Raw genomic sequence first — 13,880 nt, forward strand, 5'->3', positions numbered from 1 at the left:
ACCTTGGAGTCGTCGGTTCAGGGCGGACCCAAGGCATTAAAAATCGATGACACAATGCGGCAACTACAAGAACTTATCAGGCAAAAAACCGGTCGGCCTTTGCACAACCCCAGGAACATTGCGTTCGTCGAAATCAAGACCAAGGCAGGGGTGCGTGAAGTGTATGTCAGCGTATCCGGTAGCAAGCGTGACACCGGCTTTTTGCCGTTGTTTGCCAAAAACAGAAATATGGATGAAGTAAAAGTCGGCAGTACGAGTTACTTCAATATAGATAATGGAATGCGCTTCCCGGAGACGGCACTTAGCGTAACTCCCCAAGGCAAGCTACAGGCGATCCCCCACACCATCGACAATATTGAGACGTACACGCCTGCGCTCACATCTCGCCCCACTTCGCTGGACACCGAAAGCAAGCTCATCAGCGTCATACGAACCAAATACCCTGACCCTAAAGATCTTGATTCCATCACGATAGCCACCACTATGGCGCCTTGCGACTCATGCGCCGTCGTCATGAAGCAATTTGGTTATGACGGTAGCCCTGGTGCACTGCAAGTGACCTGGAAATGACTTCGCGACTTTATCAGTGCTGCTGCAAATGCCCATACAGCTTGGCGTACAAACCACCATCGGCAATCAACTGCTGATGGTCGCCATCCTCGGCAACCTGCCCGCCATCGAACACCAGCACCCGATCGGCCTGCTTCACGGCCGACAATCGATGCGCAATGATCAACGTGGTGCGGTGGCTCAAGAACCGCGCCAGCGCCTGGTGCAGGTTGTACTCAGTGGCCGCGTCCAGTGCGGACGTGGCTTCGTCGAGGATCACCACTTTGGGCTCGGCCAACACCATTCGGGCAATCGCCAGGCGTTGACGCTGCCCGCCGGATAAACGCACGCCGGATCGCCCGACGATACTGTCCAGGCCATTGGGCAGTTCACGCACCGTGTGTTGCAACTGAGCAATTTCCAGTGCCTGCCAGCAGGCCTCGTCACTGCGTTCGCGGCCCATGGTCAGGTTGGCGCGCACGGTGTCGTTGAACAKGGCGGGATGTTGCAGGACCACGGCGACATTTTCGCGTACGGTTTCCAGGCCGATTTCTTGCTGAGTCGAACCACCGAAACGGATAGTCCCGGCCAGCGGCGTGTACAAGCCCAGCAGCAACTGCACCAGAGTACTTTTGCCTCCACCGCTGGCGCCGACAATCGCGACTTTTTCACCGGGGGCAATCGACAGGTTCATTTGGTTCAGCACCAACTCGTCGCCGTAGCCGAAACTCAGTCCCTGAACTTCGATGCCCACCGTGTCGCGCCCCTGAAACGGGTCGACGCTGCCGGTGTATTGCGGCTCGTCGGCACGGGCCAGCAACTCGTTGATCCGCGACAGCGCACCACCAGCGGCATAAAAGGCGTACTGCAGATTGAGCAGCTGTTCCACCGGACCGATCATGAACCACAGGTAGCTGAACACCGCCAGCATCTGGCCGATGGACAGGTCGGAAAACAGCACGGTGAGCATGGCCGCGGCGCGGAAAATATCGATGCCGAACTGGAACAGCAAACCGCTGGCCCGATTCGATGCATCGGTTTTCCACTGCGAGCTCACCGCGTAATCGCGCACTTCCCGCGCTCGTTGCCCCAACCGTCCGAGGAAAAAACCCTGACGATTACCGGCACGCACTTCCTGGATGGCGTCCAGGGTTTCGGTCAAGGCTTGGGTGAAGCGTGAGGTGCTGTCGTTCTCGAGCTTCTTCAGATGTTTGACCCGCTTGCCCAACTGCACCGTGGCGTAGATCACCAGCGGGTTGAACAGCAGGATCAGCAGCGCGAGTTTCCAGTGCATCCACATCAGGATCGATGCGGTGCCCACCAGTGTCAGCATCGCCACGAGGAAACGACTGAGGGTTTCGCCGACGAATTTGTCCAGCGTGTCCAGGTCGGTGACCAGATGCGTGGTCACCGTGCCACTACCCAGGCTTTCGTATTCGCCCAGCGAGATGCGCTTGAGCCGGTCGATCAACCGCACCCGAATCCGATACACAATGTCCTTGGCCAGCGCCGCAAACAATTTCGCCTGCACCACGTTGAACAACAACGCGGCGCAACGCAGCGCCAGGGTCACCAGCAGCATCAGGCCGATATAACCCGCGGCTTTCTGCCAGACGTCGGGCAGCGCGTGGTTCATGATTTTCAGCGCAACGTCACCATGCCCCAGCAGCACTTCATCCACCAGCAACGGCAACAGCAACGGGATCGGCACGCTGCACAGCGTTGCCAATACCGCAACGCCGTTGGCGATCCACAGGGATTTTTTATGGTGTAGGGCCAGGCGGCGGACTTCCGCCCAGCTCAGCCGATCGACACGTTTGGGAGCTGCTGCATCATCGGGCAGATCATGCACAGGCAGCGCGCTCCAGCCAGCGGCCGAGCAACGGTGACAACTCGCTCAAGGGCTGATAGCCATTGGTCAGCAGCGCCAATTGACCATTGCGCTCTGCCAGCAAGGTCGGAAAACCGGCAATACCCAGGTCCTGGACCCAAGTGAAATCGGCGGCGGTCGCAGCGTGCTGATCGGCACGATCGAACGCTGCGGCAAATTCGATGCGTGGCAAACCGGCCTGCTCCGCCAGTTCCACCAACACGCTGGCACGGGTAACGTCGCGACCTTCAGCATAGAACGCATGCTGGATTGTAGTTGTAACCGATCGGGTGCGGCATGTTGCGCGCCTTGGCCAGTTCGATCTGCTTCTGCCGGTCGATGGCACTGCGACGGGTTTTCTCGCTCAGCTTATCCCAGCAATGCGGGCAACTGATGCCGGCCACATAGTGCTCGGATGCGCGGTCTTCAACGCTGACGGGCGTACGACAGGCATGACATTGATCGTAGTCGCCTTCGCTGAGATCGTGACGAACGGTCACACGGTTATCGAACACGAAGCAGTCGCCCTGCCATTTGGTTTCTTCCTGCGGCACCTCTTCGAGGTACTTCAGGATGCCGCCCTTGAGGTGATAGACCTCGTCGAAACCCTGGCTGAGCATGTAGCTCGACGCCTTCTCGCAGCGAATGCCACCGGTGCAGAACATCGCGACTTTCTTGTGCACGGCCGGGTCGAAGTTGGCTTTGATGTAGTCGGGGAATTCGCGAAAACTGGTGGTCTTCGGATCGATGGCGCCTTCGAAGGTGCCGATCGAGACTTCGTAGTCATTACGGGTGTCGATCAACAGCACTTCCGGATCGCTGATGAGCGCGTTCCAGTTCTGCGGATCCACATAGGTGCCGACCTTTTTGTTCGGGTCCACGCCCTCAACGCCCAGGGTGACGATTTCTTTCTTGAGTTTGACTTTGGTGCGGTAGAACGGCTGTTCGTCGCAGTACGACTCTTTGTGGTCGATGTCGTCCATGCGCGGGTCGTTCTTGAGCCAGGCCATCAGCCCGTCGATGCCTTCGCGGCTGCCGGACACGGTGCCGTTGATGCCTTCTTCGGCGATCAGCAGCGTGCCTTTGATGCCGTTGTCGATCATCGCTTGCAGCAGTGGCTCACGCAGATCAACGTAATTTTCCAGGGTGACGAACTTATACAGTGCCGCCACGACAATCTGTTGTGTCATGGGTAATTCTCCAGGTGGCTACCCTCGTAAGGGGTGAACCGGATGCGAAAAAAAACGCGCCGGGTAAGCGGCGCGTTGCGGATTCTAGCAAAAAACCAAGGGTTAATGCTTGCTGCCGCCAGCACAGGTCGGCGAGGCCGGAGCCGCATCGATCTGCGCCCATTCCTCCGGCGTGTAGGTATGCAGCGCCAACGCATGGAACTCGCCCATCAGTTCGCCCAAAGTGCCGTACACCTTCTGGTGACGCTTGACGCGATTGAGCCCTTCGAACTGCCGGCTGACCACCACCGCCTTGAAGTGGGTCTGCAACCCACGGCTGTGCATATGGCTTTCATCCAGCACTTGCAGGTGCTCGGGCTGTAGCAGCCCCAGCGTCGATTCGATGCGTTGTTGCATGGTCATACCCGGCTCCGCTTAAGGCTTTTTCTTGGCTGCAGGAGCAGCGGCGCCGGCTTTAGGATCCAGCTCGTTAGTCATGTCAGCCAGCAGTTTGTTGACCACAGGCACCGCGCTTTCCAGCTTGGCTTGAGTCATCTGGGCCGATTGCTGAGTCAGCTGCGGCATTTTTTCCAGGACTTTCTTGCCCAGTGGCGACTGGTAGAACGCCACCAGATCCTTGAGCTCGGATTCGCTGAAGTTGGTGGTGTAGAGCTTGACCATGTCCGGCTTCAGCTTGTTCCAGCCAATGGCTGCGTCCAGCGCTGCGTTGGCCTTGGCCTGATAAGTTTCCAGAACGGCTTTCTTCGACTCAGGGGCTTTGGTCTGTTCAAAGCGCTGAGCGAACATTTGCTGCACTTGCATGTACACCGGAGTGCCCAGTTTGTCAGCGTGCGCCAGGGTCAGGAAAGCTTCGGCACTGGCGTTGTGGCTGGCGGTATCGGCAAAAACCTGGCCGCTGGCGCAAACCAGTGCAACCGCGGTACAGATGGCACGAAGACGAGTCATCGAGTTTCCTTTTCTAGCAGGCGAGGTATAACCCCAAGGGCGCCCATTCTGCGCCTAAAAAAGTGTGTCGCTCAACCCCAAGCCTTGTCGCGACTGATTTAGAGGGGTCGAACGGTCAAATTCCAGACTGATGGAACCACAACCGGCGATCACAGCCTAAACTGCGCTATCAGACCTACAGGAGTGTGCATGATGAGCCGTATCGAAACCGACAGCCTGGGCCAGGTGGAAGTCCCGGATGACGCTTACTGGGGCGCTCAGACGCAACGCTCGCTGATTAATTTCGCCATTGGCAACGAACGCATGCCGCTGGCTGTGTTGCATGCCCTGGCCCTGATCAAGAAAGCCGCGGCACGCGTCAACGATCGTAATGGCGACCTGCCCGCCGACATCGCCCGCCTGATCGAACAAGCGGCCGACGAAGTGCTCGACGGCCAACATGACGACCAGTTCCCGCTGGTGGTCTGGCAGACCGGCAGCGGCACCCAGAGCAACATGAACGTCAACGAAGTGATCGCCGGTCGCGCCAACGAACTGGCCGGCAACCCGCGCGGTGGCAAGAGCCCGGTGCACCCCAACGATCACGTCAACCGCTCCCAGAGTTCCAACGATTGCTTTCCCACGGCCATGCACATCGCGACGGTTCAGGCGGTGCAACAGCATTTGCTGCCGGCGATCGCTGAGTTGTCCGRCGGCTTGGCGGAGCTGTCCGCGCGGCACATGAAACTGGTCAAGACCGGTCGTACCCACATGATGGACGCCACGCCGATTACCTTCGGTCAGGAACTCTCGGCGTTCATCGCACAACTGGATTACGCCGAGCGGGCGATCCGCAACGCGTTGCCGGCGGTTTGTGAACTGGCCCAGGGCGGCACCGCGGTCGGCACCGGGTTGAACTCACCCCACGGTTTTGGCGAAGCGATCGCCGCCGAACTGGCCGCCCTCTCCGGCCTGCCGTTCGTCACCGCGCCGAACAAATTCGCCGCACTGGCCGGTCATGAGCCACTGACCACGCTGTCCGGCGCCCTGAAAACCCTCGCCGTGACCCTGATGAAAATCGCCAACGACCTGCGCCTGCTGGGCTCCGGGCCACGTGGCGGACTTGCCGAAGTGAAACTGCCGGCCAACGAGCCGGGCAGCTCGATCATGCCCGGCAAGGTCAACCCGACCCAGTGCGAAGCGTTGTCGATGCTGGCCTGTCAGGTGTTGGGCAACGACGTCGCCATCGGTTTTGCCGCCAGTCAGGGGCATCTGCAATTGAACGTGTTCAAACCGGTGATCATCCACAACCTGCTGCAATCGATCCGCTTGCTGGGCGACGGCTGCAGCAACTTCCAGCAGCATTGCATCGCCGGCCTGGAACCGGATGCCGAGAAAATGGCCGAGCATCTGGAACGAGGCTTGATGCTGGTGACGGCGCTGAACCCGCACATCGGCTACGACAAATCAGCCGAGATTGCCAAGAAGGCCTACAGCGAGGGGCTGACACTGCGTGAGGCGGCGTTGAAGTTGGGGTATCTGACCAATGAAGAGTTCGATGCGTGGGTGAGGCCGGAGAATATGCTGGAGGCAGGGGCCAAGGGCTGAGTTCTCTAGCGCCCGACAGTCAGTCATCGCGGGAATCAGGCCATAACCAGGCCGCCACGGCCACCGCGGCAAAGGTCACCAGCGGCGTGATCGCCAGCGTCGCGCTGACCCGCGACGCTTCCCAATGGGCCAGGGCTTCGGCGAAGGCGCCATACGCGATCAGGGTGTTCAAGCAGCACGCCAGCAGCAGCCAGCCTTGCAGCGGGCTCAGTTGCAGTGCTTCCAGCGGATGCACCCACGGCGTCAGCAACAGCGCGCAGAACAGGTAAATCACCATCATCACCTGCAACGAATTCCACACCGTGAGCAACTGCTTCTGGCCCAAGGCATAGAAGGTCCAGACCGTCGACGCCAACAGCACCATCAGCACACCCGCGGTGTAATCGGTCAGGGAGGTGAGCAACTCGCCCAGGCGCTGATTGAAGAACAGTGCAAAGCCGATCAGCAGCACCAGCAGGCCAATCCCCTGTCCCACGCTGAAACGCTCCTTGAACACGAACAGACTGGCGATCAGCAACATGATCGGGCCCATCTGCACCACCAGTTGTGCGGTGCCGGCGCTGAGCAGGTTCAGGCCCATCAGGTACAGCACGTAGTTGCCGACCAGTCCGAGTACCGCCATCAACACCAACCAGCCACCGCGCGGGCCGAGGACTTTGCGACTCGGCAAGCGTCTGGTCGCCGCCAGATATATGAACAGGCACCCGCCGGACACCATCAGGCGAAACCAGGTCACTGTCACTGGGTCCATCACCAGCAGCACTTGCTTGAGTTTGATCGGCAGAATTCCCCACAACAACGCGGTCAGCAAGGCCAGGAATAAACCGTACACCCAGCGACCCGATGAAATATGCATGCTGCCCCCGAAGCCCATTGGCAAGAATGCTCATTCTAGGCTCAGACCGAAGCGCGACACAGGGACAGTTGCCCTCGGGCCGCGAATGAAACTGTGCGGGTCGCACCATGACATTGACGGGATGCCGTCGATCAGCTCGCCAGGCGTTGCAAAGGGTTCATGCATAAGCTCATTGAAACCGCCCTCTGCAGGAGATCGCCCATGTACGGCATGCGCGCCCAGGACACCACCCCCGCCACGCACTTTCGCTGTGACCGGTTGTGTCGTGTCAATGGGGAGTTGTATTTCACCACCCGGGAACAGACCCTGGAGGGGCCGTTCGATAATCCGGCGACGGCCGAGAAGGAGATCCAGGCTTATATCGAGCGGATGCAGGCTTTGAGCATGAACATGTCATCGAGATGACAACACCCGCGAGCATAACTGCTCTCGCGGGGTGTAAGCGCAACATACAAGGAGCGAGGCTTGCCCGCGAAGGCGACCTCACGGAATTACCGCACCGCCTCAAACAACCCCGTAGCCCCCATCCCGCCCCCCACGCACATGGTAACGATGCCGTAACGCAGGTTACGCCGCTGCAACTCGCGCACGATGTGCCCGACCTGACGCGAACCGGTCATGCCGAACGGGTGGCCGATGGAAATCGAGCCGCCATTGACGTTGTATTTGTCGTTGTCGATTTCCAGCCGATCGCGGCTGTACAGGCATTGCGAGGCGAACGCTTCATTGAGCTCCCACAAATCAATGTCGGCAATCTGCAACCCCTTGGCCTTGAGCAACTTCGGCACCGAGAACACCGGGCCGATGCCCATCTCGTCCGGCTGGCACCCGGCCACGGTGAAACCGCGAAAGAAGGCTTTGGGCTTGAGCCCCAGCGCCAGGGCTTTTTCCAGGCTCATCACCAGGGTCATCGAAGCACCGTCGGACAGCTGCGAAGAGTTGCCGGCCGTTACCGAGCCGTCTTCGGCAAACACCGGTTTCAATCCCGCCAGGCTTTGCAGGGTGGTGTCGGGGCGGTTGCAGTCGTCGTGATCGACAATGCCGTCGAGGATCTGCACCTGGCCGGTGGCCTTGTCTTCAACGCGATACTTCACCGCCATCGGCACGATTTCATCGTTGAACAACCCGGCGGCCTGCGCCAGAGCGGTACGTTGCTGGCTTTGCAGGGCGTACAGATCCTGCTCTTCACGACTGACGCTGTAACGACGCGCGACGATCTCGGCCGTCTGGCCCATGGGGAAATAGATACCTGGCACCTGCTCTTTCAGCAGCGGGTTGATCAGGTGGTCGGTATTGACGCTTTTCATGGTCAGGCTGATCGACTCGACACCGCCGGCGACGATGATGTCGCTGCAACCGGAAGCGATCTGATTGGCGGCAATCGCGATGGCCTGCAAGCCCGACGAACAGAAGCGGTTAAGGGTCATGCCACCCGTGCCGATGCCCAGGTGCGACAGCACCGCGACGTTGCGACCGATGTTGTAACCCTGGGCACCTTCGTTGGAACCGGCGCCGACGATGCAATCCTCGACGCTGGACGGGTCGACGTCATTGCGCGTGAGCAGCGCGTTGACACAGTGGGCCGCCATGTCATCGGGACGGGTCATGTTGAACTTGCCGCGAAAGGATTTGGCCAGGCCGGTCCGCACGCTGTCGACGATCACCACTTCACGCATGGCATACACCTCATTGTTGTTGTCAGTCGGGAGTTGGATCGAGCATAAGTCCCACTCATGACTGACCGCGACAATCATTCACCCCGCGTATGCGTAACCATCGGCTCAGCGCTTGCGCTTTTGCAGTTTCTTCTCCCGTTTGTCGGACTTTTCGAATGCTGTTTCCAGCGCCTCATTGAGGGTGCGCAATACCTTGACCCGCGCCCAGCGCTTGTCGTTGGCTTCCACCAGGGTCCAGGGCGATACCTCGGTGCTGGTGCGGTCGACCATATCGCCGACCGCGGCGCGGTAATCGTCCCACTTGTCGCGGTTACGCCAGTCGTCTTCAGTGATCTTGAAACGCTTGAAGGGGATCTCTTCGCGCTCCTGGAAGCGCTCCATCTGAGTCTGTTTGTCGATGGTCAGCCAGAACTTGACCACGATCACCCCGGCATCGTCGAGCTGCTCTTCGAAGTCGTTGATCTCGCTGTAGGCACGCAACCAGTCCGCCTCGCTGCAAAAACCCTCGATGCGCTCCACCAGCACCCGGCCATACCAGGAACGATCGAACACAGTGAATTTTCCCCGCGCCGGAATATGCCGCCAGAACCGCCAGAGATACGGCTGCGCCCGCTCTTCTTCGGTAGGCGCGGYGATCGGCACGATGTTGTACTGACGTGGGTCGAGTGCCGCGGCCACCCGACGGATCGCCCCGCCCTTGCCTGCCGCGTCGTTGCCCTCGAACACCGCGATCAACGCGTGACGACGCATGCGTTTGTCGCGCATCAGCCCGGAAAACCGTGCCTGCTCGGTAATCAGTTGCTCTTCGTAATCGTCCTTGTCCAGGTTCAGGGTCAGGTCCAGGCTGTCGAGCAGATTCACGTGATCGACGCTGGGAGACAAGGGCGCGGCACTGACTTTGTGCGGGTGAATCCTGGGTCTCTTGAGTGCGCTCTGCAGGCCCTCGAGCAGAATCTTGCCGACCGCCAGGCTGCGATAACGCGCATCCAGGCCGGCAATCACATGCCACGGCGCATAGTCGCGGCTGGTACGGCGCAGCACCCGTTCGCCGTACTTCACGAACTTGTCGTAGGTCGCGGATTGTTGCCAGTCCAGCGGGCTGATGCGCCAGCTGTGCAGCGGATCGTCGTTCAGCGCCTTGAGCCGCGCTTTCATTTGTTTCTTGGAGAGGTGAAACCAGAACTTGAAGATCAGCGCGCCTTCGTCGCACAACATCTTCTCCAGCCGTTCGGCGCCGTTGATGGCTTGATCGAGTCGCGGATCCTTGAACAAACCATGAACCCGCCCTTGCAGCATCTGGCTGTACCAGTTACCGAAGAAAATCCCCATGCGCCCCTTGGCCGGGAGCATCCGCCAATAGCGCCAGGCGGGTGGTCGAGCCAGCTCTTCGTCGGTTTGCTGGTCGAAGGTGCGGACCTCGATCAGGCGCGGGTCCATCCATTCGTTGAGCAACTTGACCGTCTCGCCCTTGCCGGCCCCTTCGATGCCGTTGATCAAAATGATCACTGGAAAACGGTGTTGCTGCCGAAGTTCGAACTGCGCTTCGAGCAAGGCTTCACGCAGGGCCGGCACTTCGGCTTCATAGGTTTCTTTGTCAATGGCATGACCGATTTCGGCGGATTCGAACATGGAGACGCTCCTTCCAGGATTGAGCAAGACTAGCGGATTGACGTCTCATGCGCAGGACAAATCCATCTTTGAGACTGATACGAACCCTGTGGCGAGGGAGCTTGCTCCCGCTGGACGGCGAAGCCGTCCCGATACCAAAAAACTTGTACTCCGGGGGTACATAGACAACCAACTTGCGGCTGCTTCGCACCCGAGCGGGAGCAAGCTCCCTCGCCACAAAACGACGATTCTCCCTGCCCCCCGAATGTGGCACTTGCCACGGATCAAGCACCACCGTGGCGATCGGCTAGAATGGCGGTCTTGCCGTTGCCGAGCCTGCCATGAAACCTGTATTGCCCCACGCCCAGCTCGACTGGGACGACCAAGGTCGCCCGCGTTCGCGGGTGTTCGATGATGTGTACTTTTCCGACCAGTCGGGCCTTGAAGAAACCCGTTACGTGTTTCTGGAGCAAAACGATTTGCGCGACCGCTTCGCAGCATTGCCGGCGGGCGGGCGTCTGGTGATTGGCGAAACAGGTTTCGGCACCGGACTGAATTTTCTCTGTGCCTGGCAGTTGTTCGAACAGCACGCAGTGGCCGGTGCGCGGCTGCATTTTGTCAGTGTCGAAAAGTACCCGCTGAGCACCGCCGATCTGCAACGGGCCCTGGCGTTATGGCCGGATCTCAAGCCGTTCGCCGATCAATTGCTGGCGCAATACGTGGCGATTCATCAAGGTTTCCAGCGCCTGGTGCTGGGCAATGGCCGCGTCACCCTGACCCTGCTGATTGGCGATGCACTGGAGCAGTTGCCACAACTGGACGCGCAGATCGACGCCTGGTTCCTCGACGGTTTCGCCCCGGCGAAAAACCCCGACATGTGGACTGCCGAGCTGTTTGCCGAACTGGCCCGTCTGGCGGCACCCGGCTCGACCATCAGCACCTTCACCAGCACCGGTTGGGTGCGCCGACTGCTGAATGCGGCGGGCTTCAAGATGAAACGCACGCCAGGCATCGGTCACAAGTGGGAGATCCTGCGGGGCACCTTTCTTGGCTGGCCTGAAGAGACCGCACCACCTGCCGCGACTAAACCCTGGTTCGCTCGCCCAACCCCGCCGACCGGCGAGCGCCACGCCCTGGTGATCGGTGCCGGGCTGGCCGGTTGCGCCAGCGCCGCCAGTCTTGCCGCAAGGGGTTGGCAAGTGAGCCTGTTGGAGCGCCACGAAGCACTGGCGCAGGAAGCCTCGGGCAACCCTCAGGGCGTGCTGTACCTCAAGCTTTCGGCCCACGGCACCGCGCTGTCGCAATTGATCGTCAGCGGTTTTGGTTACACCCGGCGCCTGCTGGAACAGTTGCAGCGCGGCGTCGACTGGGACGATTGCGGGGTCTTGCAACTGGCCTTCAATGCCAAGGAAGCCGAACGTCAGGCGCAATTGGCCACGGCCTTTCCGCCAGGCCTGGTACACCTGCTCGATCAACCGCAAGCACAGGCCCGGGCCGGTATCGAACTGGAGCACGGCGGCCTGTTCTTCCCCGAAGGCGGCTGGGTTCATCCTCCTGCGTTGTGCCAGTGGCAGGCGTCTTCAACGAACATTCAGTGGCTGCCCCATCGCGAGGTGCTGGAACTGCGCAAGGTGGAGGATCAATGGCAGGCCTGGGACGGCGAGACACTGCTGGCCAGCGCGCCCGTGGTGATTCTCGCCGGTGCCGCCGAGATCAAACGCTTCCCCCAGAGCGCCGAGCTGCCCCTCAAACGCATTCGCGGCCAGATCACCCGACTGGCGCAAACCCCTGAAAGCCAGAGCCTGGCGACCGTCGTCTGCGCCGAAGGCTATGTGGCACCGGCACGTCTGGGCGAACACACGCTTGGCGCCAGCTTCGATTTCAAGAGTGACGATCTGACCCCGACTGTCGCCGAGCACCTCGGCAACCTGGCGTTGCTCGAAGAAATCTCCACCGACCTGGTCACCCGCCTGCATGTTCAAGACCTGGACCCGCAGCAGCTTGAAGGGCGCGCGGCGTTCCGCTGCACCAGTCCCGATTACCTGCCGATCGTCGGACCGTTGGCCGATCAGAMCAGCTTCGCCAATGCCTATGCCGCGCTGAGCAAAGATGCCCGGCAAGTGCCCGATGTGCCCTGCCCGTGGCTTGATGGGTTTTACGTCAACAGCGGTCATGGTTCTCGCGGTTTGATCACCGCGCCATTGTCCGGCGAACTGTTGGCGGCATGGCTTGAGAACGAGCCTTTGCCCTTGCCCAAAGCCGTGGCCGAGGCCTGCCATCCCAACCGTTTTGCCTTGCGCCAGTTGATCCGCGGAAAAGTCTGATACACCGACTTATAACTTATCGGTCTAAAACTCCAGGGATTCAGCCGGGTCAGTTTCCGGGTACCCGCCGTTTTTGGCGGGTATCGATTGACCCTCCCCAACGGAAAAACCGGTAAGGACTTATGTGCGGATTAGCTGGAGAATTACGTTTCGACCATCAACCTGCGGACCTCGCAGCCATTGAACGAATCACCCATCACCTGGCCCCTCGCGGCCCTGATGCGTGGGGTTTCCACAGCCAAGGCCCGATTGCCCTGGGCCATCGGCGCCTGAAAATCATGGACCTGTCGGACGGCTCGGCGCAGCCGATGATCGATAACCAACTGGGCCTGTCCCTGGCCTTCAACGGCGCTATCTACAACTTCCCGGAACTGCGCACCGAGCTGGAAAGCCTCGGTTATGCCTTCTACTCCGGTGGCGACACCGAAGTGCTGCTCAAGGGCTATCACGCCTGGGGTGAAGCGCTGTTGCCCAAGCTCAACGGCATGTTCGCCTTCGCCATTTGGGAACGTGACGCCCAGCGTCTGTTCATCGCCCGCGACCGTCTCGGTGTGAAGCCGCTGTATCTGTCGCGTACTGGTCAGCGCCTGCGCTTTGCCTCGGCATTGCCGGCATTGCTCAAGGGCGGCGACATCAACCCGATCCTCGATCCGGTGGCGCTCAATCATTACCTGAACTTCCACGCGGTGGTCCCGGCCCCTCGCACCTTGCTGGCGGGCATCGAAAAACTGCCCCCGGCCAGCTGGATGCGTATCGAAGCCGACGGCACCACCGAGCAGAAAACCTGGTGGACCCTGCCCTACGGCCCACATGCCGACGAACTGAATCTGACCCTCGAAGACTGGCGCGATCGCGTGCTCGACAGCACCCGTGAAGCGGTGGCGATCCGTCAACGGGCGGCGGTGGATGTCGGTGTGCTGCTGTCCGGTGGCGTCGATTCGAGTCTGTTGGTCGGGCTGTTGCGCGAAGTCGGGGTAGAAGACTTGTCGACCTTTTCCATCGGTTTCCAGGATGCCGGTGGCGAGCGCGGTGATGAATTTCAGTATTCGGACTTGATCGCCAAACACTACGGCACCCGGCACCATCAACTGCGTATCGACGAACAAGAGATCATCGAGCAACWGCCGGCAGCGTTCCGCGCCATGAGCGAGCCGATGGTCAGCCATGACTGCATTGCCTTCTACCTGCTGTCCCGGGAAGTGGCCAAGCATTGCAAAGTGGTGCAGAGCGGCCAGGGCGCGGACGAGTTGTTCGCCGGGTATCACTGGTATCCGC

At 60.1% G+C, this 13,880-nt stretch carries 11 protein-coding genes and 2 pseudogenes; 5 read left to right on the top strand and 8 right to left on the bottom strand.

Going from position 1 to position 13,880, the window contains the following annotated elements; genetic code table 11:
• A pseudogene (locus tag AC1DLB_RS14515) lies at window positions 1-570 on the top strand (hypothetical protein); the annotation flags it as partial.
• A gap of 13 nt (window positions 571-583) precedes the next feature.
• On the opposite strand, the gene AC1DLB_RS14520 reads toward AC1DLB_RS14515, so the two are convergent.
• The 5 genes and pseudogenes from AC1DLB_RS14520 to AC1DLB_RS14540 all read right to left on the bottom strand — a co-directional run bounded on the left by AC1DLB_RS14520 (window position 584) and on the right by AC1DLB_RS14540 (window position 4,554).
• Window positions 584-2,401, bottom strand: coding sequence for an ABC transporter ATP-binding protein (locus tag AC1DLB_RS14520; RefSeq protein ID WP_477785172.1), 1,818 nt, complete (start codon window positions 2,399-2,401; stop codon window positions 584-586).
• Window positions 2,394-2,690: pseudogene (locus tag AC1DLB_RS14525) on the bottom strand (DsbA family protein); the annotation flags it as partial. The gene AC1DLB_RS14520 and the pseudogene AC1DLB_RS14525, both read right to left, overlap by 8 nt.
• The gene (gene trhO / locus AC1DLB_RS14530; RefSeq protein WP_477785173.1) at window positions 2,668-3,609 is read right to left on the bottom strand and encodes an oxygen-dependent tRNA uridine(34) hydroxylase TrhO; all 942 of its coding nucleotides are present in this window, start codon (window positions 3,607-3,609) and stop codon (window positions 2,668-2,670) included. The gene trhO and the pseudogene AC1DLB_RS14525, both read right to left, overlap by 23 nt.
• 102 nt (window positions 3,610-3,711) lie before the next feature.
• Window positions 3,712-4,011 carry a BolA family protein gene (locus AC1DLB_RS14535; RefSeq protein ID WP_007939900.1) on the bottom strand — a complete coding sequence of 100 codons (300 nt, stop codon included), beginning with the start codon at window positions 4,009-4,011 and terminating at the stop codon, window positions 3,712-3,714.
• 12 nt (window positions 4,012-4,023) lie between these two features.
• Entirely contained in the window at window positions 4,024-4,554 is a 531-nt protein-coding gene (locus tag AC1DLB_RS14540; protein WP_018929867.1) for a DUF2059 domain-containing protein, read from the bottom strand.
• A 192-nt stretch (window positions 4,555-4,746) separates the two neighbouring features.
• On the opposite strand from AC1DLB_RS14540, the gene AC1DLB_RS14545 reads away from it, so the two are divergent.
• Window positions 4,747-6,141, top strand: a complete 1,395-nt coding sequence (locus AC1DLB_RS14545) for a class II fumarate hydratase (protein WP_477785174.1) — start codon at window positions 4,747-4,749, stop codon at window positions 6,139-6,141.
• Between the two features lie 19 nt (window positions 6,142-6,160).
• Here the strand turns inward: AC1DLB_RS14545 and AC1DLB_RS14550 are convergent, their stop codons facing one another.
• Window positions 6,161-6,997 (bottom strand): DMT family transporter, encoded by an 837-nt coding sequence (locus tag AC1DLB_RS14550; RefSeq protein ID WP_477785175.1) that lies wholly within the window; start codon window positions 6,995-6,997, stop codon window positions 6,161-6,163.
• Window positions 6,998-7,198: 201 nt separating this feature from the next.
• Between AC1DLB_RS14550 and AC1DLB_RS14555 the strand changes: the two genes are divergently transcribed.
• Window positions 7,199-7,402 carry a DUF6316 family protein gene (locus AC1DLB_RS14555; RefSeq protein WP_138867015.1) on the top strand — a complete coding sequence of 68 codons (204 nt, stop codon included), beginning with the start codon at window positions 7,199-7,201 and terminating at the stop codon, window positions 7,400-7,402.
• A gap of 86 nt (window positions 7,403-7,488) precedes the next feature.
• On the opposite strand, the gene AC1DLB_RS14560 is transcribed toward AC1DLB_RS14555, so the two are convergent.
• Together AC1DLB_RS14560 and pap are read right to left on the bottom strand one after the other, a co-directional pair.
• Window positions 7,489-8,673, bottom strand: coding sequence for a thiolase family protein (locus AC1DLB_RS14560; RefSeq protein WP_111454903.1), 1,185 nt, complete (start codon window positions 8,671-8,673; stop codon window positions 7,489-7,491).
• Between the two features lie 105 nt (window positions 8,674-8,778).
• Window positions 8,779-10,302 carry a polyphosphate:AMP phosphotransferase gene (gene pap, locus AC1DLB_RS14565; RefSeq protein ID WP_477785176.1) on the bottom strand — a complete coding sequence of 508 codons (1,524 nt, stop codon included), beginning with the start codon at window positions 10,300-10,302 and terminating at the stop codon, window positions 8,779-8,781.
• 320 nt (window positions 10,303-10,622) lie between these two features.
• On the opposite strand from pap, the gene mnmC reads away from it, so the two are divergent.
• Together mnmC and AC1DLB_RS14575 are read left to right on the top strand one after the other, a co-directional pair.
• Complete coding sequence (mnmC, locus tag AC1DLB_RS14570) at window positions 10,623-12,605, top strand: bifunctional tRNA (5-methylaminomethyl-2-thiouridine)(34)-methyltransferase MnmC2/FAD-dependent 5-carboxymethylaminomethyl-2-thiouridine(34) oxidoreductase MnmC1 (protein ID WP_477785177.1); 1,983 nt, start codon at window positions 10,623-10,625, stop codon at window positions 12,603-12,605.
• Window positions 12,606-12,727: 122 nt separating this feature from the next.
• On the top strand, window positions 12,728-13,880 hold a 1,153-nt coding region (locus AC1DLB_RS14575), incomplete at its 3' end, for an N-acetylglutaminylglutamine amidotransferase (protein ID WP_477785178.1).

The organism is Pseudomonas sp. 05N434 (genome assembly GCF_056396965.1).